21 protein-coding genes are annotated in these 22,084 nt (G+C 68.6%); 10 read left to right on the forward strand and 11 right to left on the reverse strand.

Features of this window, described 5'->3' with window-relative positions:
• Window positions 1-295: 295 nt before the first annotated feature.
• Entirely contained in the window at window positions 296-1,477 is a 1,182-nt protein-coding gene (locus tag AB0E63_RS08515; protein WP_360363229.1) for an amidohydrolase, read from the reverse strand.
• 295 nt (window positions 1,478-1,772) lie between these two features.
• Here AB0E63_RS08515 and AB0E63_RS08520 point away from each other — a divergent pair, with 295 nt between their 5' ends.
• From AB0E63_RS08520 to AB0E63_RS08545, 6 genes are all read left to right on the forward strand, one after another.
• A complete protein-coding gene (locus AB0E63_RS08520) occupies window positions 1,773-2,855 on the forward strand; it encodes a BMP family ABC transporter substrate-binding protein (protein ID WP_360363231.1) in 1,083 nt (360 codons plus the stop codon).
• Between the two features lie 95 nt (window positions 2,856-2,950).
• Window positions 2,951-4,501, forward strand: a complete 1,551-nt coding sequence (locus AB0E63_RS08525; RefSeq protein WP_360363233.1) for an ABC transporter ATP-binding protein — start codon at window positions 2,951-2,953, stop codon at window positions 4,499-4,501.
• On the forward strand, window positions 4,502-5,707 hold the full coding sequence (locus AB0E63_RS08530; RefSeq protein WP_360363235.1) for an ABC transporter permease: 1,206 nt from the start codon (window positions 4,502-4,504) through the stop codon (window positions 5,705-5,707).
• Window positions 5,704-6,987 (forward strand): ABC transporter permease, encoded by a 1,284-nt coding sequence (locus AB0E63_RS08535; RefSeq protein ID WP_360363237.1) that lies wholly within the window; start codon window positions 5,704-5,706, stop codon window positions 6,985-6,987. Before AB0E63_RS08530 ends, AB0E63_RS08535 begins: the two co-directional genes overlap by 4 nt.
• A complete protein-coding gene (locus tag AB0E63_RS08540; RefSeq protein WP_360363239.1) occupies window positions 6,962-7,372 on the forward strand; it encodes a cytidine deaminase in 411 nt (136 codons plus the stop codon). The genes AB0E63_RS08535 and AB0E63_RS08540 overlap by 26 nt, the downstream gene beginning before the upstream one ends.
• Complete coding sequence (locus AB0E63_RS08545; RefSeq protein WP_360363241.1) at window positions 7,372-8,646, forward strand: thymidine phosphorylase; 1,275 nt, start codon at window positions 7,372-7,374, stop codon at window positions 8,644-8,646. The genes AB0E63_RS08540 and AB0E63_RS08545 overlap by 1 nt, the downstream gene beginning before the upstream one ends.
• A gap of 2 nt (window positions 8,647-8,648) precedes the next feature.
• On the opposite strand, the gene AB0E63_RS08550 is transcribed toward AB0E63_RS08545, so the two are convergent.
• The 7 genes from AB0E63_RS08550 to AB0E63_RS08580 all read right to left on the reverse strand — a co-directional run bounded on the left by AB0E63_RS08550 (window position 8,649) and on the right by AB0E63_RS08580 (window position 16,257).
• Window positions 8,649-9,314, reverse strand: coding sequence for a hypothetical protein (locus AB0E63_RS08550; protein WP_360363243.1), 666 nt, complete (start codon window positions 9,312-9,314; stop codon window positions 8,649-8,651).
• An 86-nt stretch (window positions 9,315-9,400) separates the two neighbouring features.
• Window positions 9,401-10,000 carry an ATP-binding protein gene (locus AB0E63_RS08555; protein WP_360363245.1) on the reverse strand — a complete coding sequence of 200 codons (600 nt, stop codon included), beginning with the start codon at window positions 9,998-10,000 and terminating at the stop codon, window positions 9,401-9,403.
• A gap of 24 nt (window positions 10,001-10,024) precedes the next feature.
• Window positions 10,025-11,449: a xylulokinase gene (xylB, locus tag AB0E63_RS08560; protein WP_360363247.1), complete on the reverse strand. Its 1,425-nt coding sequence runs from the start codon at window positions 11,447-11,449 to the stop codon at window positions 10,025-10,027.
• Between the two features lie 10 nt (window positions 11,450-11,459).
• Window positions 11,460-12,920 (reverse strand): mannitol dehydrogenase family protein, encoded by a 1,461-nt coding sequence (locus AB0E63_RS08565; RefSeq protein WP_360363249.1) that lies wholly within the window; start codon window positions 12,918-12,920, stop codon window positions 11,460-11,462.
• Window positions 12,917-13,810: a carbohydrate ABC transporter permease gene (locus AB0E63_RS08570; RefSeq protein WP_360363251.1), complete on the reverse strand. Its 894-nt coding sequence runs from the start codon at window positions 13,808-13,810 to the stop codon at window positions 12,917-12,919. The genes AB0E63_RS08565 and AB0E63_RS08570 overlap by 4 nt, the downstream gene beginning before the upstream one ends.
• Window positions 13,807-14,787, reverse strand: coding sequence for a sugar ABC transporter permease (locus tag AB0E63_RS08575; RefSeq protein WP_360363253.1), 981 nt, complete (start codon window positions 14,785-14,787; stop codon window positions 13,807-13,809). The genes AB0E63_RS08570 and AB0E63_RS08575 overlap by 4 nt, the downstream gene beginning before the upstream one ends.
• Window positions 14,788-14,874: 87 nt before the next feature.
• Window positions 14,875-16,257, reverse strand: a complete 1,383-nt coding sequence (locus tag AB0E63_RS08580; protein ID WP_360363255.1) for a sugar ABC transporter substrate-binding protein — start codon at window positions 16,255-16,257, stop codon at window positions 14,875-14,877.
• A gap of 191 nt (window positions 16,258-16,448) precedes the next feature.
• Between AB0E63_RS08580 and AB0E63_RS08585 the strand changes: the two genes are divergently transcribed.
• Entirely contained in the window at window positions 16,449-17,408 is a 960-nt protein-coding gene (locus tag AB0E63_RS08585; RefSeq protein WP_360363257.1) for a sugar-binding domain-containing protein, read from the forward strand.
• Window positions 17,409-17,414: 6 nt separating this feature from the next.
• A complete protein-coding gene (locus tag AB0E63_RS08590) occupies window positions 17,415-18,206 on the forward strand; it encodes a phosphotransferase (RefSeq protein ID WP_360363258.1) in 792 nt (263 codons plus the stop codon).
• On the opposite strand, the gene AB0E63_RS08595 is transcribed toward AB0E63_RS08590, so the two are convergent.
• The 3 genes from AB0E63_RS08595 to AB0E63_RS08605 are packed head-to-tail and all read right to left on the reverse strand — an operon-like array spanning window position 18,166 to window position 20,601.
• Window positions 18,166-18,597: a hypothetical protein gene (locus AB0E63_RS08595; protein WP_360363260.1), complete on the reverse strand. Its 432-nt coding sequence runs from the start codon at window positions 18,595-18,597 to the stop codon at window positions 18,166-18,168. The genes AB0E63_RS08590 and AB0E63_RS08595 overlap by 41 nt on opposite strands.
• Before the next feature lie 58 nt (window positions 18,598-18,655).
• Window positions 18,656-19,912, reverse strand: a complete 1,257-nt coding sequence (locus tag AB0E63_RS08600) for a HAMP domain-containing sensor histidine kinase (protein ID WP_360363262.1) — start codon at window positions 19,910-19,912, stop codon at window positions 18,656-18,658.
• Window positions 19,909-20,601 (reverse strand): response regulator transcription factor, encoded by a 693-nt coding sequence (locus AB0E63_RS08605; protein ID WP_360363263.1) that lies wholly within the window; start codon window positions 20,599-20,601, stop codon window positions 19,909-19,911. Before AB0E63_RS08605 ends, AB0E63_RS08600 begins: the two co-directional genes overlap by 4 nt.
• A 124-nt stretch (window positions 20,602-20,725) precedes the next feature.
• Here AB0E63_RS08605 and AB0E63_RS08610 point away from each other — a divergent pair, with 124 nt between their 5' ends.
• Both AB0E63_RS08610 and AB0E63_RS08615 read left to right on the forward strand, forming a co-directional pair.
• The gene (locus tag AB0E63_RS08610; protein WP_360363265.1) at window positions 20,726-20,977 is read left to right on the forward strand and encodes a hypothetical protein; all 252 of its coding nucleotides are present in this window, start codon (window positions 20,726-20,728) and stop codon (window positions 20,975-20,977) included.
• A complete protein-coding gene (locus AB0E63_RS08615; protein WP_360363267.1) occupies window positions 20,974-21,960 on the forward strand; it encodes a MoxR family ATPase in 987 nt (328 codons plus the stop codon). The genes AB0E63_RS08610 and AB0E63_RS08615 overlap by 4 nt, the downstream gene beginning before the upstream one ends.
• Window positions 21,961-22,084: the final 124 nt, after the last annotated feature.

Here is a 22,084-nt window from a genome sequence, read left to right on the forward strand (position 1 = left end):
ACTGACACCGAGCCACCTGCTGGGCGTACCGGGGTGCCTAAGGGTCTCGCGGTTGCAGATGCCACCCTGCTCGGCGCGCGTTGCCTCGCGCCCTAACGCATCCGTCCGGCGACTGGATCTGCGCACACCGCCGAAGGCGGCCGACAGGGCAGCCGCCGCGCAGCGGTGTCCTTCCCGTTCCCTGACACATCACCTGGCGCCAACGGCCGTCTGGCGTTATCGCATGACGCGCACCCGCCGGAGGCGGCACGAGACAGCCGCCGCGGAGCGGTGTCCTTTCGCGGGCGGTGTGCCTTCAGTCCAGGAGGGCGGTTGAGGTGAGGATTGTGGTGCCTAGGGGGATGGATTCTTCGGAGGGGTCGAAGCCGGGGGTGTGGAGGTCTGCGGCGGTGTCCTGGCTGGGTGGGCGGACTCCTAGGCGGGCCATGGCGCCGGGGACGTGTTCGAGGTACCAGGCGAAGTCTTCGCCGCCGAGGGACTGGTCGGTGGGGGCGATGGCGCCGGCGCCGAGGGTCTGGTGGACGGCGTTGTGGAGTACGTCGACCGCGGCGGCGTCGTTCATCACCGGGGGCACGCCGTGGGTGACCTCGGTGTCGACCTCGAGGCCGTACGGCGCGACGAGCTGAGACGCCAGCGTGGGGATGAGCTCCGCGGCCAGGCGCCACGCGCTGACGTCGAGGCACCGCAGCGTGCCTTCCGCCTCGCCGCGGGCGGGGATCGCGTTGGCGGCGGAGCCTGACGTGATGCGGCCCCAGACCAGCGACATGCCGGCGCGCGGGTCGACCCGCCGGGACAGGGCGGCGGGGAGCTCGGCGACGAGATTGGCGAGCGCGTAGACGAGGTCGCCGGTCAGGTGCGGACGGGACGTGTGACCGCCCGGCCCGGTCAGCCGGACCAGGATCCGGTCGGCGGCCGCGGTCAGGGCCCCGGTGCGCAGGCCGACCTGGCCGACCTGCAGCCGCGGGTCACAGTGCAGCCCATAAATACGGCGGACCCCGTCGAGTCCGCCGGCCGCGATGACGCCAAGGGCTCCGCCCGGCATCACCTCCTCCGCCGGCTGGAAGATCAGCCGCACCCGCCGGTCCAGCTGCCCGTCGCGCGCCATCCCCGCCAGCACCAGCCCCGCGCCGAGCAGAGCCGAGGTGTGTACGTCGTGACCGCAAGCGTGCGCGACTCCGTCGATGGTCGACCGCCATGGCGCCTCGACCGCGTCCGGCACAGGCAGTGCGTCGATGTCGGCCCGCAGCGCGACGCACGTGTCGCCGGAGCCGATGTCACAGATGAGTCCGGTCCCGGTCGGCAGCACCCGCGGTGACAGCCCGGCCTCGACCAGTCTCCGCTCGAGGACTTCCGTCGTACGGACCTCGTGCCAGCCGAGCTCCGGATGGGCGTGCAGGTCGCGTCGTACCTCGACCGTCTCCTCGCGTACCGCCTCGACCCGCGCCAGGACGTCCGCGACCAGCAACTGATGACTCATCCGGCGATTGTTTCATCCCGCAACCACCTCCGAGCACGGTGCACCCCGCCGGTCACCCAGCGTGATGATCACAGACGGTAAATGAAACCACGGAGCGTGCTGACAGTGACCCCCGTGGTGCGGGGCGTGACCACACAGGAGGAGTTGTCGAAATGTGACGAAAGTGCCGGTCACTTTCCGGTATCGAGGCCCTCTTGACGTTCAAAGAAGGACGGACCGCCCCTATAGTCTGCGGATGCGGCACGTGGGGGCAGGCGTGCCGGGTAGACAATCTGGTCGACGAAGGAGACGTCCGGTGAAGAAGTACGTGCGGGGAACGGCGATCGTGGGCGTACTGACGCTCGCCGTCGCTGCTTGTGGCAGTAAGCCGACCGAGGAAAACGCAGGCGGCAGTGCCAACAAGGACTTCAAGGCCTGCATGGTCTCCGACTCCGGAGGCTTCGACGACAAGTCGTTCAACCAGACCTCGTACAAGGGTCTGCAGGACGCCGTCAAGGAGAAGGGCCTGACCGAGGTCAAGGCGGAGTCGAAGTCCGACAACGACTACCCGACGAACATGACCGCGATGGTCAACGCCAAGTGCAACGTCATCGTCGCCGTCGGCTTCAAGCTCGAAGACGCCACCGAGGCGGCCGCCAAGGCGAACCCGGACATCAAGTTCGCGATCGTCGACTCGGCCCCGGCCCCGGGCAAGGAGCTCCCGAACCTGAAGCCGCTGCTGTTCAACACGGCGCAGTCCAGCTTCCAGGCCGGTTACCTGGCCGCGGCGATGAGCCAGTCCGGCAAGGTCGGTACGTTCGGCGGCATCAAGATCCCGACCGTGACGATCTTCATGGACGGCTTCGCCGAGGGCGTGAAGTACTACAACACGCAGAAGGGCAAGAACGTCCAGGTGCTCGGCTGGGACGACGCCAAGCAGACCGGTCTGTTCACGAACGACTTCGAGGACAAGGCCAAGGGCCAGACGAACGCGCAGAACCTGATCACCCAGGGCGCCGACGTTCTCTTCCCGGTGGCCGGCCCGGCCGGTCTCGGCGGTCTGCAGGCGGCCAAGGCGAGCAACGGCAAGGTCAACGCGATCTGGGTCGACACCGACGGCTGCGTGAGCGCGGCGGAGTACTGCCCGGTGCTGATGTCGAGTGTGCAGAAGGGCATGGACGTCGCCGTCAAGGACGCGATCGTCTCCGTCGTCGACAACAAGTTCGACAACACCCAGTTCACCGGCACCCTGGACAACGGCGGTACGTCGCTGGCCCCGTTCCACGACTTCGACAGCAAGGTCACGGCCGACACGAAGAAGGAACTGGACCAGATCAAGGCCGACATCATCAGCGGCAAGATCAAGGTCCAGTCGAAGGCACAGCCGACGGCGTCCTGAGTCACGGCGACATCGCGTAGTACGGTGCGAGCCAGGAAGGCAGACCTACAGGTCGCGCCTTCCTGGCTCTCCGTCTGAGAGGGAAGGCTGCCCGCATGCATCTCGAGCTGTCCGGCCTGACCAAGAGCTTCGGCTCGCTGGTCGCCAACGACCACATCGACCTGGTGATCGAGCCGGGTGAGATCCATTGCCTGCTCGGTGAGAACGGGGCCGGCAAGAGCACGCTGATGAACATGCTCTACGGGCTGCTGCAGCCCGACTCCGGTGAGATCGTGATCGACGGCGAGAAGGTGCAGATCACCTCGCCGAGCGACGCGATCAAGCACGGCATCGGCATGGTCCATCAGCACTTCATGCTGGTCCCGGTGTTCACCGTGGCCGAGAACATCATGCTCGGCCGGGAGAACACCCACCCCGGCGGCGTGCTGGACCGCAAGAAGGCGCACGCCCTGGTCACCGAGATGTCCGACCGGTACGGCTTCGAGGTCGACCCCGAGGCGCTGGTGGAGAACATCCCGGTCGGTGTGCAGCAGCGGGTGGAGATCATCAAGGCGCTCACCAACGACGCCAGCGTGCTGATCCTGGACGAGCCGACAGCCGTGCTCACCCCGGCCGAGATCGACGAGCTGATCGGCGTGATGCGCCAGCTCAAGGAGAGCGGCACGTCGATCGTCTTCATCACCCACAAGCTCAAAGAGGTCAAGGCGATCGCGGACAAGATCACCGTGATCCGGCGCGGCAAGGTAGTCGGCAACGCCGCGCCCACGGCCAGTGAGGAAGAGCTCGCCGAGCTGATGGTCGGCCGCGCGGTCGACCTGGTCGTCGACAAGGAACCGGCCCAGCCGAAGGACGTCGTCCTGCGGGTCGAGGGCCTGACGGTGATCGACGAGCGTGGTTTCACCGCCGTCGACAACGTGGACCTGGAAGTCCGGGCCGGCGAGATCCTCGCGGTGGCCGGTGTCCAGGGCAACGGTCAGACCGAGCTCGCCGAGGCATTGCTCGGGCTGACGCCGATCGCGGCCGGCAAGATCTCGCTCGACGGCAACGACCTGACCGGTACGTCGACGCGGCACCGGCTGGACGCCGGCATCGGGTACGTCCCGGAGGACCGCGCCCACGACGGCTTCGTCGGCTCGTTCACGGTCGCCGAGAACCTGATCCTGGACCTGTTCCGGCAGGCGCCGTTCGGCAACCGGCTGGCGCTGCGGACCGACGAGATCGAGAAGAACGCGACCGCCCGGGTGGAGGAGTTCGACATCCGCACCCAGAGCATCGACCTGCCGGTGTCGACGCTGTCCGGCGGCAACCAGCAGAAGGTGGTGCTGGCCCGCGAGCTGTCCCGGCCGCTGAAGCTGCTGGTCGCCTCGCAGCCGACCCGGGGTGTCGACGTCGGCTCGATCGAGTTCCTGCACAGCCGGATCGTCAAGGAGCGCGACAACGGCACCGCGGTGCTGATCGTGTCCACCGAACTGGACGAGATCGCGGCCCTGACCGACCGGGTCGCGGTGATGTACCGCGGCAAGGTGGTCGGCGTCGTACCGGCCGACACCCCGCGCGACGAACTGGGCCTGATGATGGCCGGCGCCTCCAAGTCCGAGGCGCACGACGTCGCGATCGAGAACCCGACCACGTTGGGAACCATCTAGATGAGCACAGAAACTCCGGTCGAGCCGGCGCCGGCGGCGCCCGCTCCGGCCAAGGAACCGCGGGGGTCCGGCCTGCCGTCGTGGGTGGTCCAGGGCCTGGTCTCGCTGAGCGCGATCGTGCTGGCCCTGGTGGTCGGCGCGATCCTGATCATCATCAGCGACGAGCAGGTGAAGACCGCCATGGGGTACTTCGGCGCCGCGCCGATGGACACCATCTCGGCCGCCGCGAGTGCCGTCGGTGAGGCCTACAAGGCGCTCGCCCTCGGCGCGTTCGGCTCGGTCACCGCGATCACCGAATCGTTGACCCAGGCAACTCCACTGATCTGCGGCGGCCTCGCGGTCTCGCTGGCCTTCCGCACCGGGCTGTTCAACATCGGTGCCCAGGGCCAGCTGATCATGGGCGCCATCCTCGCCGCGTACGTCGGGTTCGCCTGGCCCATGCCGCCGGTGATCCACCTCCTGGTCGCGATCCTCGCCGGCCTGATCGGTGGTGCGATCTGGGGCGGTGTGGTCGGCCTGCTGAAGGCCCGGACCGGCGCGCACGAGGTGATCGTCACGATCATGCTCAACTACGTCGCCATCTATCTGCTGTCGTGGTTGCTCACGACCACGACCTTCCGGCGGCCCGGGCGGACCGACCCGATCTCGCCGGTCGTCGACTCGAACGCGCAGTACCCGCAGTTCGGCGACACCCGGCTGCACGGGGGCTTCATCCTCTCCCTGCTCGCCGCGGTCTTCGTCTGGTGGCTGCTGAACCGGTCCACGATCGGCTTCGAGCTGCGCGCCGTCGGTGCGAACCCCGATGCCTCGCGGACCGCGGGGATGTCGGTCGGCCGCGCGTACATCATCGCGATGGTCGTGGCCGGTGCGCTCGCCGGTCTGGCCGGCACCCAGCAGGTGCTCGGCACCGACCTGCCACTGACCGACGGCGTCGCCGCCTCGGTCGGGTTCGACGCGATCACGGTCGCGCTGCTCGGCCGCGGTACGCCGCTCGGCACGGTGCTGGCCGGATTGCTGTTCGGCGCGCTGAACGCGGGCGGTCTGCAGATGCAGCTGATCACCCAGACGCCGTTGACCCTGACCACCGTCCTGCAGGCCGTGATCGTGCTGTTCGTCGCGGCTCCGGCGCTGGTGCGCTCGATCTTCCGGTTCCTGCCGAAGGAACGTGGAACCGGCCCGGTCCTCGCGAAAGGCTGGAACGGATGAGCGAGACGACTGCGGACACCGTTCGGGTGCCGGCGCCGGCGGCGATCGAGGCTCCGGCCGACCGGACCCGCAGGTTGCGGGTCGGCGGTGTGATGCTGGTGTTCGCCCTGATCGGCCTCGGCCTGGCGATCTTCACCAAGGGTGGCAAGGCGACGTTCCAGCTGGTCTCCGGCGACCTGCAGAACAACCTGCTCGGCGTCCCCGCGCAGTTCACCGCGCTGGTTCTCGGGATCTTTGGTGTGATCGCCGCGGGGGCGTACCTGCTGCGCCGCGTCCCGCAGTCGTACTCCGGCTACCTGGCCGCCCTGCTCGGGATCTGCTTCATCGGCTCGTTCCTGTGCTGGGCCGCCGCGGGCAAGACCTTCCCGCTGGCCAACCAGTTCCAGGGCACGCTGAACTTCGCCACCCCGCTGATCCTCGGCGCGCTCTCCGGCGTGCTGTGCGAGCGCTCCGGCGTCATCAACATCGCGATCGAGGGCCAGTTCCTGGTCGGCGCGTTCACCGCGGCAGTGGTCGCCAGTACGACGGGGAGCGCGACAGCAGCCCTGATCGCGGCCGCGGTGACCGGGGTGCTGATGGCGGCACTGCTCGCGGTGTTCTCGATCAAGTACCTGGTCAACCAGGTCGTCCTCGGCGTCGTCCTGGTGGTGTTCGCGACCGGTATCACCGGCTTCCTGTTCGACCAGTTCCTGCAAAGCGACGCGGAGAGGCTGAACACGCCGACCGTGTTGTCGGCGATCAAGATCCCGGGCCTCGGCGACATCCCGTTCATCGGGCCGATCCTGTTCAACCAGACGATCCTGGTCTACCTGACCTACCTGGCGGTCGCGGCCGTCACCTTCGTGCTGTTCCAGACCCGGTGGGGCCTGCGGGTCCGCGCCGTCGGCGAGCACCCGAAGGCGGCCGACACGGTCGGCATCAGGGTCAAGCGGGTCCGGTACTCCGCGGTCCTGTGGGGCGGCGTGCTGGCCGGCCTCGGCGGCGCCTTCTTCACGGTCGGGTACGCCGGTTCGTTCAGCAAGGAGATGACCGCCGGCAACGGGTTCATCGCGCTGGCCGCGCTGATCATGGGCCGCTGGCACCCGATCGGCGCGATGGTCGCCGCGCTGTTCTTCGGTTTCGCCACCCAGTTGCAGTCGCAGTTGCAGATCATCCAGACCCCGATCCCGGGCGAGTTGCTGCTGATGGCGCCGTACCTCGCGACGATCATCGCGGTCGCCGGCCTGGTCGGCCGGGTCAGAGCCCCGAAGGCCGATGGTGAGCCCTACGTCACCGAATGAGATCGACTGGAAGACGTTGCGTGCCGTCGCCCTCGAGGTGATGGGCCGCGCCTACGCGCCGTACTCCGGGTTCGCGGTCGGGGCCGCGGCGCTGGTCGACGACGGCCGGATCGTTGCCGGGTGCAACGTGGAGAACGCGTCGTACGGGTTGACACTGTGTGCGGAATGCGGATTGGTGTCCGAGCTGCACCGATCCGGCGGTGGGCGGCTGGTCGCGTTCAGCTGTGTGGATCGGCACGGTGATCTGCTCACGCCGTGCGGGCGCTGCCGGCAATTGCTGCACGAGAACGGCGGGCCCGGCCTGCTGCTCGAGACGCCGACCGGACCCCGGCCGCTGCGTGAGTTGTTGCCCGACGCGTTCGGGCCGGACGATCTGGAGAACTGATGAGCTTCGACGCCGTCGACGTGATCCGCACCAAGCGGGACCAGGGTGAGCTGAGCGACGGCCAGATCGACTGGGTCATCGACGCCTACACCAAGGGCGACGTCGCGGACGAGCAGATGTCGGCGCTGGCGATGGCGATCCTGCTGAACGGGATGAACCGCCGCGAGATCGCCCGCTGGACGGCGGCGATGATCGCGTCCGGCGAGCGGATGGACTTCGGCAAGCTGTCCCGGCCGACCGCGGACAAGCACTCGACCGGCGGTGTCGGCGACAAGATCACGTTGCCGTTGGCCCCTTTGGTGGCGGCGTGCGGGGTCGCCGTACCGCAGCTGTCCGGTCGCGGTCTCGGTCACACCGGCGGCACGCTGGACAAGCTGGAGTCGATCCCGGGCTGGCGGGCGGCGCTCTCGAACGACGAGCTGATGCGTCAGCTGGACGAGGTCGGGGCGGTGATCTGCGCGGCCGGTGACGGGCTCGCGCCGGCCGACAAGAAGCTCTACGCGCTGCGGGACGTGACCGGCACGGTCGAGGCGATCCCGCTGATCGCCAGCTCGATCATGAGCAAGAAGATCGCCGAGGGGACCGGCGCGCTGGTGCTCGACGTGAAGGTCGGCTCGGGCGCGTTCATGAAGGACCTGGCCGACGCCCGTGAGCTCGCCGAGACCATGGTTGCGCTGGGCACCGACGCCGGCGTGAAGACGGTTGCCCTGCTCACCGATATGTCCGTCCCGCTCGGCCTGACCGCCGGGAACGCGCTGGAGGTTCGCGAGTCCGTCGAGGTGCTGGCCGGCGGCGGTCCCGCCGACGTGGTCGAGCTGACCGTTGCCCTGGCCACCGAGATGCTCGCGGCGGCGGGTGTGACCGACGTGGACCCGGCCGAGAAACTCCGCGACGGTACGGCGATGGACGTCTGGCGCACGATGATCGCGGCCCAGGGCGGAGACCTGGCCGCCGAACTCCCGGTCGCTCCCGAGCAACACGTCGTACCCGCGCCCGCGTCCGGGGTGCTGTCGAAACTGGACGCACTCGCCGTCGGTGTGGCCGCGTGGCGCCTCGGTGCCGGCCGGGCTCGCAAGGAGGACCCGGTGTCTGCCGTCGCGGGCGTGGAGCTGCACGCGAAGCCGGGCGACCAGGTTTCTGAGGGGCAGCCGCTTCTCACTCTGCACACCGACGACCCTGCCCGCATCGAGCGAGCTCTGGAGTCACTGACGGACGCGGTGGGCGTCTCGACGTCGTACCAGCCAGGACCGTTGGTGATCGACCGCGTCGGCTGAGGTCAGCTGGAGGTGGCGGTGAGGCGGGCTCGTTGCTGCTTGGCCAGGTTGGTGAGCAGGTGGGTGTCGGGCTCGAGGTTGGTGCCGAGGGCGCCGGTCTCGCGGACGCTGAGCTCGGCGACCAGGGCGCCGACGACGAAGCTGACTTCGGCGATGGCCACGTTCTGCCCCGCGCCGCCGTCGTACTGGACCTGGGCGTCGCTGAGCGCGCCCGGTACGCCGAAGGACCGCTCATGGGTGTCCTGGCCCCAGAAGCCTTGCTGCAGGTTCCTGGCCTTGGCCACGGAGCCGGTCTTGAACAGTTGGAGCGTGAAGCGCTTCTTCTTGTCCGGGCTGAGCCGGGTCACGCGGTAGCCCTCGACGAAGCTCGCGTTCAGCAGCAGCGCCCGGTCGATCGCGGGCTCGGCGGACCAGCTGTTCAGGAAGGCGGTGGCGGTGAACGGTCCCGTGGTGTTCTGTGTGTCGTCAACGTAGCCGCGGGGGAGCACGGCCAGGCCGGCCAGTGTGCCCTTCGGCGACACCTTGTCCGCCGAACCCGCCAGCGCCGACTTCTTCGCGGCGGGCGTCTGCAGGGTGCCGGCCGAGGTGCCGGTGTGGTTCCCGCAGGAGGTCACGCCGAGCAACAGCAGGCTCACTACAGCGGCAACGCCTGGCGCAGTCCGCTTCACGGTTCTTCTCCGTCCGGCCACTCGCCCCCGAGAGCGCAGATGGCTCCGGGCCAGATGCCATCAGACAAAAGTTAACAACGAACCAACTATTGCGACCGGGTCTGCGTGAGAAGGGTCTCGATGCGGCGGCGGGCGGCCTTGGGGTGCAGGGGTTCGCAGCCGGCTTCGACGCAGCGGCGGACCACCTGGGGATCGTCACGGAGCAGCAGCAAGCCGCGGCGGAGCAGCGTCAGCGGGGGTTTGCGACGCTCACGGAGATCGCGCTGGAAACGCCGTACGAACGTGACGAGGCGGTGGTGCCGGACGCAGATCGCGGCAGCGAGCAGGCCGCGATCACGAAGCGCACCGGTGATCTGGTCGGCAAAGATGCCCTCGGCAACGATCAGCGGGGAGCCCTCGGTGGTGACCGGCCGGTGACCGACGGTACCGTCGGCGGCGATGTCGTAGATGGGCAGCTCGGCGGCACCCGTCGTACACAGCTGCTCCAGTGCCGCGACCGCCCGGTCGCCGTCCCACGAGCGGGGATCGTCCCAGTCCACGATCCCGAGCGGCGACCGCGGCATCGCATCGTCGTCGCCATCGCGGTAGAAGTCGTCCAGCCGCACCACAGGCAGCCCCACCAGCTCGGCCAGCCGGGATTTTCCCGCCCCCGACGGCCCCGCCAGCAACACCACCCGTGAACTCACCGGAGCATTCTGACACTGCCCTGGCTAGTGGTGGTACGGCGCTGAGAGCAGGGGCCGGGTGTTCGTCAGGACCTGCTCGTACAGCGCCCGGACCTCGGCGGCCTGGGTGTCCGTCATGACCGAGGGCTCGGGCTTGCCGACCGGGACCTGCCAGGTCGGCGGGGTGTCCGCGCCGGACAGCGCCCAGGCGGCCTGCCGGGCGGCGCCCAAGGCGACGTACTCGGCCGGCTCGGGGAGCGTGACCTCGGCGCCCAGCAGGGCCGGAGCGAGCGCCTGGACGGCGCGTGACCGGGCTGCACCGCCGAGCAGGAGGATCCGCTGGACAGGCAGGCCTTGCGCGCGGAGCGCGTCGACCGCGTCGGCCAGACCGCAGAGCAGACCTTCGACGGCAGCGCGGGCCATCGTCGCGGGCTGCATCGTGGCACGGGTGAGGCCGTAGATCAGGCCGGTCGAGTGGGGGAGGTCGGGGGTGCGCTCACCGTCGAGGTAGGGCAGCAGGACCAGACCGTCGCTCCCGGGGGACGCCAGGGCGGCGTCGTTGAAGGCATCGAGGTCGAGGCCGAGCAGCTCCGCGGTGGCGGACAGCACCCGGGCCGCGTTCAGGGTGCAGACCAGCGGCAGGTACTCGCCGGTTGCGTCGGCGAACCCGGCCACCAGGCCGCTCGCGTCGGCGGTCGGGTGCGCCGACCGGGCGAACGCCGTACCACTCGTGCCGAGGGAGACGGCCACGTCACCCGGCTGCAGATCGAGGCCGAGCGCGGCGGCCGCGTTGTCTCCGGTGCCGGCCGCGATGGCGGCGCCGAACGCGGTCTGCCCGACGACCTCGGCCGGGCCGGCCACGCGCGGCAGGGCGAGCTGCCGACCGAAGGCGAGCTCGACCAGGTCGGGCCGGTAGCTGTTCGTGGCCGGCGACCACCAGCCGGTCCCGGACGCGTCGCCGCGGTCGGTGGTGATGCCCTCGATGCCGTGCCGGTCGGCCGCCAGCCGCTGCGTCATCCAGTCGTGCGGCAGGACGACGGCCGCCGCACGGGCAGCGGCCTCCTTGTCGCGCACCCAGCGCAGCTTGGTCACCGTGAAGCTCGGCACCGGCACCGAACCGACCGCCTCGGCCCACGCGCCCGGGCCACCGAGCTCGTCGACGAGCTCGTCCGTGGCGTCCGCCGAGCTGGTGTCGTTCCACAACACTGCCGGGTGGACGACCTCGCCGGCCTCGTCCAGCAGGACCATGCCGTGCTGCTGGCCGCCGACCGAGATCGCCTCGACCCCGTCGAGCAGGCCGTCGGACGCGATCTCCCACGCCTTCCACCACTCGGCCGGGTCCACCTGGGTCCCGTCCGGGTGCGGTGCCCGGCCTTCCCGCAGTACGGCTCCGGTCTCGGCATCGCACACAACGACCTTGGTCGCCTGGGTGGAGCAGTCCACACCGGCGACCAACCTCAGCTCAGTCATGGCTCCCAGACTAGAGCGCCTCGAGCGTTGCTCGGGCGCCGATCTCGTGGAGCGACTGGAGGGCGGCCTTGTACTGGGTGACGAAGCGGTCGTCGGAGGCGAGGTCACCGAAGAGATCCGGGTCGGAGATGAAGACCAGCGGATCCTCGCGGTTGTGCTGGGCCCGCTCGACCAGCCTGTCGCGGAGGCGGTCGACGACCTCGATCGGCTGCCCGTCCTCGTCGACGGCTTCGGCGTACCGGGCCCAGGACGCGACGACCAGGACCGAGCGCTTGATCTCGCGCCCGGCCGCCAGCTGCTCGCGGACCACGGGCAGGAGCCACTTCGGGATCCGGTCCGAGCTCTCGGCGCACAGCCGCGCGAGGGTGTCGCGGACCTCCGGGTTCGCGAACCGCTCGATCAGCTGGTGCTTGTACAGGTCCAGATCAACGCCGGGCACCGGCGGCAGCGTCGGCGCCCCTTCGGCGTCCATATAGCCGAGCAGGAAGTCGACGAACAGCTTGTCCTGGCACACCTCGTGCGCGTACCGGTAGCCGGCCAGATACCCGAGATAGCACAGCGCCTGGTGACTCGCGTTCAGCAGCCGCAGCTTCATCAGCTCGTACGGCTCCACGTCGCCGACGATTTGTACGCCGACATCCTCGTACGGCGGCCGGTCGCCGCCGAAATCATCCTCGAGCACCCACTGCGTGAACGGCTCGCACACCACCGGCCAGCCGTCCTCGACCCCGAACCGCTCGGTCAGCGCGGCCCGGTCGGCGTCCGTGGTCACCGGCGTGATCCGGTCGACCATGCAGTTCGGGAACCGCACCTCGGTCTCGAGGAAGTCGGCGATGCCGGGATCCTTCAGCCGGGCGAACCCGGCGAGCATCTTCCGGGCGACGTGACCGTTGCCCGGGATGTTGTCGCAGGACATCACCGTGAACGGCGGGATCCCGGCCGCCCGCCGCCGGGTCAGCGCCTCGACGATGAACCCGAAGACACTGACCGGCACCGCGCCCGGTACGAGATCGGCGGTGAGCCCGGGATCGGAGGTGTCGAGCTCACCGGTCACCTGGTTCACGTTGTAGCCGCCCTCGGTGATCGTCAGCGACACGATCCGGGTGGCCGGGTCGACCAGACGATCCAGGACGGCGGATGGGTCGTCGGGCGCGAACAAATAGTCGACGATCGACCCGATCACCCGCGGCTCGAGTGTCCCGTCCGGGTGCTTGATCACCAGTGTGTACAGGTGATCCTGCGCGTTCAGGACGTCGTACATCCGCTTGTCCTGGGGGAGCACGCCGACGCCGACGATGCCCCAGTCCAGGGCCTTGCCGTCGTTCATCAGCCGGTCGAGGTACATCGCCTGGTGGGCCCGGTGGAACCCGCCGACCCCGAAGTGCACGATGCCGGCCCGGACCTGGGCACGGTCGTACTCCGGAACGGCGACCTCGAGCTTGTCCAGCGTCTCCGGTGTCAGTGCCGTCACTTGACCGCTCCCAGCGAGAGTCCTCGGACGAGCTTGTCCTGAGCCGCGAAACCGGCGATGAGGACCGGGAGCGACACGAGGGTCGCGGCCGCGCAGAGCTTGGCGAGGAAGAGGCCTTGGCTGGAGATGAACCCCACCAGGAAGATCGGGGAGGTCGCGGCACGCACCGCCGTGAGGTTCACGGCGAACATGAACTCGTTCCAGCTGAAGATGAAACAGATCAGACTGGTGGCCGCGAGCCCCGGCATCGCGATGGGCGTGATGATCGAGACCAGGGTGCGGACGAAGCCCGCGCCGTCCACCTGCGCGGCCTCGAGGATCTCGAAGGGCACCTCGGCCAGGAACGAGCGCATCATCCACACCGCGATGGGCAGGTTCATCGACGTGTAGAGGATGACCAGCGTGTAGATGTTGTCCAGCATCCCGAGGTACTTGACGATCAGGTAGATCGGCAGCAGCGCGGCGATGAGCGGCAGGAACTTGGTCGACAAGAAGAAGAACAGCACGTCGGTCCACTTCTCGACCGGCTTGATGGACAACGCGTACGCCGCCGGCACAGCCAGGACCAGCACCAGGATCGTCGACACGACGCTGGCTGTCGCCGAGTTGATCAGGTAGGGGGCGATATCACGGTCGAAGAGATCGCCGTAGTTGGAGAAGGTGATCGGAGCGAACACGGACGGCGGGTTCGTCGCCGCGTCGGCCTCGTGGTGAAACGAGGTGAGCACCATCCAGGCAACGGGCAGGAAGAAGATCAAAGTGACGATCCAGGTGCCCACTGCCCACCACGGAAACCCCGATCTCCTCGGCTCGGCCTGGTGCACGCGTCGCCGGCCGCGCCGGCTGGTCCTTTGCCCTGTCGTCTGAGGCTTGTCCACCATGGTGGTCATCGGGAGATCTCCTCCTTGAACAGCGACGAGATGGTGCGAAGGGCGAAGGTGGCGACGATGATGGTGGCGATCACCGTCACGACGCCGGCGGCAGCGGACTCGCCGTACTCGTACTTGCGGAACGTGGTCAGATAGATCTCGTACGGCAGGTTGGTCGTGGCGGAACCGGGCCCGCCCTGCGTGATCGTGTAGATGGCGTCGAACGTCTGCAGGACGTAGATCGAGCCGAGCAGGGCGGAGAGCTCGATGTACTGCCGAAGGTGCGGCAGCGTGATGAAACGGAAGGTCTGGAAGCTGCCGGCACGGTCGATCTTGGCGGCCTCGAGCACGTCGCCGGGTTGTGACTGCAGCCCGGCCAGCAGGATCAGCATCATGAACGGCGTCCACTGCCACACGAGCGCCGCGATCACCGAGGGCATCGGCCAGCGCGACACGTAGTCCACCGTCGGCCCCTGCTCAGCGCCGAAGAGTTGCCAGATCCAGTTGAGGACACCGTTGAACAGGCCATAGTCGGGGTTGTACAACGCGTGCTTCCACAGCAGCGCCGCCGCCACCGGCATCACCAGGAACGGTGCGATCAGCAGGGTCCTCGCCAGCCCGCGTCCCGGGAAGCGCTTGTCCAGCAGGATCGCGAGCCCGAGCCCGATCAGCACACTGATGATCACCACCGATGCGGTCAGAACGACGGTGTTGACGACCGCGTTCCTCAGCCGGGCATCGCTGAAGACGGTCGCGTAGTTCTGCAAACCGGCGAACGATTGGTAGTTCCCCAGCCCCAGGAAGCTCTTCTCGCCGGGTTGCAGGATGTTCCAGTGCAGCGTCGAGATGGCGATCGTCAGCAGGAACGGGATCTGCGTGATGATGATGGTGAAAACCAGCGCGGGAAGCAGCGGCCCCCGACGACGCCACCTCTCGCGCGCGGTGGGGGGCTGGGTCGTGGGCGCGGTGGTAGCCGGTTCAGATGCCAGAGCCGTCATGGTTCCTCCAGGTGCGGGACCCCACAGCTGACGGAGGTCCCGGGCTAGGGGCGGACCGGATGGCGCGGTCCGCCCCGTGCGGCGGGTCTACTTCTGCTTGTTCGCCGCTTGCTCGGCGAGCTTCTGACCATTCGCGAGCGCTTGCTCGACCGTGCCTCGTCCGGCGATGGCCGCGGCGACGTCCTGCGTCACCTTGGTGCCGAGGTCCTGGAACTCCGGGATGTCGACGAACTGGATGCCGATCGTGGGCCGGGGCTGCAGGCCGGGGTTGGTCGGGTCGACCTCCTCGATCGACTTCAGCGTCATCTGTCCGAAGGCGGCAGAGGCCTGCTTGTATTCCGGGATCTCGTAGGTACTGGCCCGCTTCCCGGCCGGAACACGGGACCAACCGAGCTTCTCGCCGGCCAGCTTCTCGTAGCCCTTGCCCGACGCCCACAGCATGAACTTCGCGGCGTCGTCAGCCTTCTTCGTGGTCTTCGGCATCACCCACGCCCAGGTCCACAGCCACCCGGAGACCTTGGTCTTGTTCACGGGGGCGAAGACGTAGCCGACCTTGCCGGCGACCTTGCTGACATTGGGGTCCTCGAGCGAGCCCGCGGCCGACGTCGCGTCGTACCACATCGCGACCTTGCTCTGGCTCATCGCGTTCAGGCACTCGGTGAAGCCCGCCTGCGAGGCACCCGCCTCGCCATGGGCCTTGAGCAGGTTGACGTAGAAGTTGGTCGCTTCGGTGAACTCCGGGGAGTTCACCTGTGCCTGCCAGTCCTTGGTGAACCAGGTGCCACCGAACGTGTTGACCACCGTTGTCAGCGCGGCGCCCAGCTCGCCCCACCCCGGCAGACCGCGCAGACAGATGCCCTTCATACCGGGCGCCGCGCCGTCGACCTTCGCGGCCATGTCGGCGACCTGCTGCCAGGTGGGACGCTCAGGCATCGTGATGCCCTTGCTCGCGAAGATGTCCTTGCGGTACATGAGGAACGACGACTCTCCGTAGAAGGGCAGGCCGTAGAGCTTGCCGTCCTCACCGGACAGGGACTGCACCATCGGCTTGAGCAGGTCGGCCTTGTCGAAGCTGGAGTCGCCGTCGGCGTACGAGCCGAGCTCGTGCAGCCAGTTGTTCTTCGCCCAGATCGGCACCTCGTAGGCGCCCACAGTGGCGATGTCGTACTGGCCGGCTCCGGTCGCAACGTCCTGCGTCACTTTGTCACGCAGCTCGTTCTCGGGCAGGACGGTGTAGTTGACCTTGATGCCGGTGTCCTTGGTGAAGCTGTCCGCGGTGAGCTTCTGGATGTCCACCATCTGCGGGTTGCCGACCATGAGGACGTTGATGGACTTGTCGCCGCCGCCACCGCCGTTGTCGCCACCGCCACCGCCACCGCCACCGGCACCTGCGCAGCCGTACAGCGCCAGCCCAGCAGCCGCCGGCAGGGCCAGGGCGATTGTCCTCAACTTCGTGAACTTGCTGCGCATAGCTACCTCCACCTGATGTTGATCTCTCGCGAAGGCCTCGCACGTCTTCCCGGGCATGGCGCTTCCTTGCTCAGATGAGCATCACGCTGCTCATACATGAGTCAACTGTTGCCCGAGCGCGTTGTCAAGAGTGTGTGCAACACTAGGGCGCAGGCATGCTCATATGAGCGGGTGCAATTCGTGGAGGCAGCATGGAGCCGAGCACCAACACCTTCGGTCCGGCGCAGCTCGTCCTGACGGCGTCGATCGCGCGGCGGTACTACGTCGACGGGCGATCGAAGGTGGAGATCGCCGAGGAGTTCCGGCTGAGCCGCTTCAAGGTGGCGCGGCTGCTTGATCAGGCGCGCAGCAGTGGGCTGGTGCGGATCGAGATCAGCCACCCGGGCGCCATCGACCTCGATCTGTCCGCGCGGCTGCAGGAGTCGCTCGGTCTCCGCCGCGCGATTGTGGTCGACACCCCCGAGGCTGACGAGGCCGCGCTGCGCACCCAGCTGGGCAAGGCTGCCGCCGACCTTCTCTCCGAGATCGTCACGGCAGAAGACGTTCTCGGGCTCGCGTGGGCCCGGGCGGTCACCGCGATGACCGAGCAGCTGATCGCGTTGGCTCCCGTTCCCGTTGTGCAGTTGACGGGAGCGCTGACCCGGCCGGATGTCGAGGCGAACTCGGTCGAGCTCGTTCGGCACACGGCTCGCTTGTCCGGCGGACCGGCGTACCTGTTCTATGCGCCGCTGGTCGTGCCGGATGCGGCCACCGCGCGTGCCCTGCGCCAGCAGCCGGAGGTGGCCGAGGCGATCAGCCACTTCGACTCGGTGACGAAGGCCGTGGTCGGGCTCGGGTCGTGGGCGGCCGGGCAGTCCACGCTGTACGACGCGATGGACGCGAAGGCCTGCGATCAGTTGCTCAAGCAGGGCGTAGTGGCGGACATCTCCGGGGTGTTCGTGGACGCGGCCGGCGCACCGGTGCAGAGCCGGGTCACCGACCGGGTGATCGCGATCAATTCCGAGCAGATGGACAAGATCGACGAGGTGATCGCGATTCCGTACGGCCTGGCCAAGGTCGAGGCGGTCCGGGCCGCCGTGCGCAGCGGTCTGGTCAACGGGATCGTTACCCACTCACCCCTGGCGAAGGCGCTCCTGGACGAGACACACTGACGCGCTATGCCCTCTTCCGAGGTCGAGACTCTGCTGCTTGGCGGTACGGCGAACCGTGGGATGGTCGTGCGGGTCGGCGATACCGTCCGTCGGCCGCTGCGGGCCAGCAGCACCGCCACGCACGCGCTGCTGAAGCACCTGGAGCAGGTCGGATTCACCGGTGCGCCGACGTTCCTGGGCATCGACGCCCGGGGGCGTGAGGTGTTGTCGTATCTCCCTGGTGAGACGGTCACCCCGCCGTACCCGGCCTGGTCGATGACGCCCGAGGCACTCGACAGCGTCGCCGTACTGCTGCGCTCATACCACCAGGCGGTCGCGGACTTCAGGCCGCACGGGCTGGAATGGGCCGAGCCGGTGCCATCGGCGTACGTCTCCGGCCTGATCAGCCACAACGACCCGAACCTCGACAACGTCATCTTCCGGGACGGTGTCGCGGTCGCGCTGATCGACTTCGATCTGGCCGGACCGGGATCGGCGTTGTGGGACGTCGCCACCGCGGTCCGCCTCTGGGCACCGCTTCGGCCCGACGCGGACATCGCCGACGTACGACGAGGCCGCACGCTGACCCGTCTCCGGCGTTTCGCGGACGCCTACGGCCTGACCGAATCCGACCGCCTCCGCCTGGTCGATGCGGCCGCCCACAACCACATCTGGTGCATGGACTACGTCCGCCGCGGCGCCGAAACCGGCCACCCCTGGTTCCGCCAACGCTGGACCACCGGCGAAGCCGAACTCACCGACCGAACCAACCACTGGTTCAAGACCCAGGCGGCCGCACTTCGTCAGGCTCTGCTGTGAGTTCGCGCTCCGCCTCGGCTCTGCCCTCGTAGTACGACTCCTGCTGCCTGCGGATGAAGTGGGGGAGGAACGGGGTAGGACCTGTCGGCCACATCGGGACGTCCTGGTTGCTCAGGAACGCAACGATCCAACCGGCGACGGTCAGCCCGACCAGCGCCATCCAGCCGTTCCGGCAGATCCATGGTCCGTCGTCGGCGATGAGGCCCCGCCGGCTCACCGCGCCGACCGCCAGCAGCAAAGCCGTTGCCGCGAGCAGGACGACAGTTGCGGCAAGGGGCGCGCCATGGACCTCGGCATACGGGCCGTGGTGCCGAAGGACCAGAACGATACCCACTGCCCAGACGACCGCCAGGAGCCCGTAGATCGCGGCACCCAGCTTCAGCTTCGGCATGACGACTCCTGGGGCGGTGGGCGGTGTGCCCCGGATATCGCGGCGGTGGGGATCGGCGTTACCGGGGGCCGAGGGGGTCTTCGTCGGGTGGGGTGGGGGTGCGGCGGGTGGTGTTGGTGAGGGAGCGTTCGGGGAGCCAGAGGATGAAGGTGCTGCCGACGCCGAGCTCGGAGTGGAGGGAAACGGTGCCGCCGTGGGACTCGGCGATCTGGCGGACGATGGCGAGACCGAGGCCGGCCCGGCGCTGACCCGTCGACGGGACGGTCGCGGGATGTTGCCGTTGGCCCGCGCGGAAGAAGCGGTCGAAGACCCGGTCCGCGTCGTCGGCCGCGATGCCCGGACCCTCGTCGCGGACCGCGATCCAGGCCCAGCCGTTGCGACTGCCGACGGCCAGAACCAGTTCGCTGCCACCGCGGGCCAGCCGGACCGCGTTCGAGAGCAGGTTGTCGACCGCGCGCCGCAGCGCCGACGCGTCCCCGGCCGCGGTCGGTCCGGGGGAGAGACGTCGTACGACGTGCAGCTCGCGATCGGCCGCGAGCAGTTCGTACTCCTCGGCCGCTTCGCCCGCGATCGTGGCCAGATCCACGTCCGCGTCGACGAAAGCCGGTGACGACCGCCGCGCCGAGGCAAGCAGATCCTCGACCAGCCGCGTCATCCGCTGGATCGCGCGGCTCACGATCGCGGTCGCCTGGGCGCGGTCCTCCGGTGGGGTGTCGTCATGCGCGAGTACGGCGTCGACGTTCGCCTGGATGACTGCCAGCGGGTTGCGCAGCTCGTGGGACGCGTCGTCGACGAGTTGGCGTTGCGCCACGAATGCGGACTCGAGCCGGCCGAGCATGTCGTCGACTGTGTCGGCCAGGTTCCGCAGTTCGTCCCGCGGTCCGTCCAGCGCGATCCGGCGGGACAGATCGGTCGCCGAGATGTCCTGGGCGGTCGCGGTGATCCGCCGTACCGGCCGCAGCGCCCGCCCTGACAACCACCAGCCGGTGCCGAGGCTGACCAGGAACAGCCCGGCCATGCCCACGGCCGAGTAGTTCCGCAGGCTCTGCAGGGTCTGGTAGTTCACCGCGGACTGGAGGCTGGAGATCTCGGCGGCCTGGATCACCTGGCCCTGCTTGAGATGGAGATTGCCCTGGGGATCCTTGTAGTACTTCTGGACCTCGATCTGGTTCAGCGGCTTCGGGTCGAGAATCTGCGACAGCGCGAGGTACACCCCGCCGAGCAGCAACGCCGAGAGCACGATCAGTACGGCGGAATACGTCACCGTGAGCCGGAACCGGATCGTCTGGGTCCACGGCGGCCGCTTGAGTTTCATGCGTCACCTCTGAGTCGGTAGCCGCGGCCGATGACGGTTTCCAGCACGGGTTCTTCGCCGTCCTGGGTGAGTTTGCGGCGCAGGGTGCCGACGGTCACCCGGACGCTCTGGGTGAACGGATCGGCGTTCTCGTCCCAGACGTGCTCGAGCAGTTCCTCGGCCGAGACGACGTGACCGGGCCGCGACATCAGATACCGCAGTACGCCGAACTCCTTCAACGTCAGCGGGAGTTCGCGACCGGATCGGGTGGCGAGGTGGCGGGACGAGTCCAGGACGAGGTCGCCGACGTGCAACTGCGTGCTGCCGTTGGTCACGTCGCGGCGGAGCAGCGCGCGGATCCGGGCGAGCAGCTCGACCAGTGCGAACGGCTTGGTCAGGTAGTCGTCCGCGCCCTCGTCGAGCCCGCGGACCCGGTCGGCGAGCGAGGCCCGGGCGGTCAGCATCAGCACCCGCAGCTCCCGGCCGGACGCCACCTCGATCTCGCCCCGCCGGACCGCGCGGCACAGGTCCAGGCCGTTGGTGTCCGGCAGCGTGATGTCCAGGATCGCCAGGTCGTACGCCGTGGTCGCGAGCTTCTCCATCGCCTCGGCCCCGGTCGTCGCCGCGTCGACTGCGTACCCGGCCCGGCCGAGTCCGGAGCGCAGCGCGCTGACCAGGCCTTCCTCGTCCTCCACCACCAGTAGTCGCACGCAACCAAGGTAGCGAAGCGGTCCTCGTGATCCGGCCTGCTCTTTCGGCGGACTTTCGCTCTGCTTTCCGGCCGTTTTCGCACCCACCTGATGAGCTGAGCACCAATCGATCGAAGGAGATCCGATGAAGAAGCTCATCCTCGGTACAGCAGTCGTCGTCGCAGCTCTTGGTGCCGGTGGGGTCGCCTACGCGGCCGGCAACGACCCGGCACCCGAACAGGGGTACGTCACCGTCGACGAGGACGCCACCACACCGTCGCCCCAGCAGCAGAACGGGACGCGGGAGGACTGTCCCGAGAAGAACGGCGGTCAGGGCCAGGGCAACCAGGGCGAGCAGCCGGCCCAGCCTGAGCAGAACCCGGCCGGGAACGCATGACAGCGGCAACTCTCGAACATGCGTTGTTCGAGGTGAAGAAGGTCGTTGTCGGCCAGGATCACCTGGTCGAGCGGATGCTGGTCGGTTTGCTCGCCCGCGGACACTGTCTGCTGGAAGGCGTGCCCGGTGTCGCGAAGACGCTCGCCGTACGGACGCTGGCGGAGGTGATCGGCGGGAAGTTCGCACGGCTGCAGTTCACGCCCGACCTGGTGCCCGGCGACATCACCGGCACCAGGATCTGGCGGCCGTCGGCCGAGGGGTTCGACACCGAGCTCGGCCCGATCTTCGCCAACCTGGTGCTCGCGGACGAGATCAACCGCGCACCCGCCAAGGTGCAGTCCGCCTTGCTGGAGGCGATGGCCGAGCATCAGGTCAGCATTGGCGGCACCACCTACCAGTTGCCCGAGCCCTTCCTCGTCCTCGCGACGCAGAACCCGATCGAGTCCGACGGCGTCTACGCGCTGCCCGAAGCGCAGCGGGATCGGTTCCTGCTGAAGATCACGGTCGACTACCCGAGCCCGCTCGAGGAGCTGACCATCCTGCAACGGATGAGCGCGCACCGGCCGCACGCCAACGCCGTACTTGGTCCGGAGCAGGTCGCACAGTTGCAGGAGGCAACGGACGACGTCTTCGTCCACAACGCTGTGGCGGAGTACGTCGTACGCCTGGTGCACGCGACCCGGGTGCCGGCGCAGTACGGGATCGACGATCTGGCCGGCGTACTGGAGTTCGGCGCGAGCCCGCGGGCCACGCTCGGCCTGGTCGCGGCCGGGCGGGCGCTGGCCTTACTGCGCGGTCGGGACTACGTCCTGCCGGCCGATGTGTACGACGTCGCCCTCGACGTGATGTCACACCGGCTGGTCCTGACGTTCGACGCGCTCGCCGACGGAGTCGACCCGCGCGCGGTGGTCGCCCGGATCCTGCACACCATCGAACAACCCCACGTGGTCCCGGCCGACGACGCGCAGGGCTCCGCGGCGTGATGACTGTGCTTTTGGCCGGGCCTTCGGCGCCGGCGGGTCATGGGGCTTTGACTCCCGGCCTTCCCTCGTCACTCCAGTCGCTTCGCTCCCTCCGCTCCTCAGTCCAGGCCGGGAGGCCCCAAGA

This window comes from Kribbella sp. NPDC026596 (genome assembly GCF_040638415.1).
Classification (GTDB): Bacteria; Actinomycetota; Actinomycetes; order Propionibacteriales; family Kribbellaceae; genus Kribbella.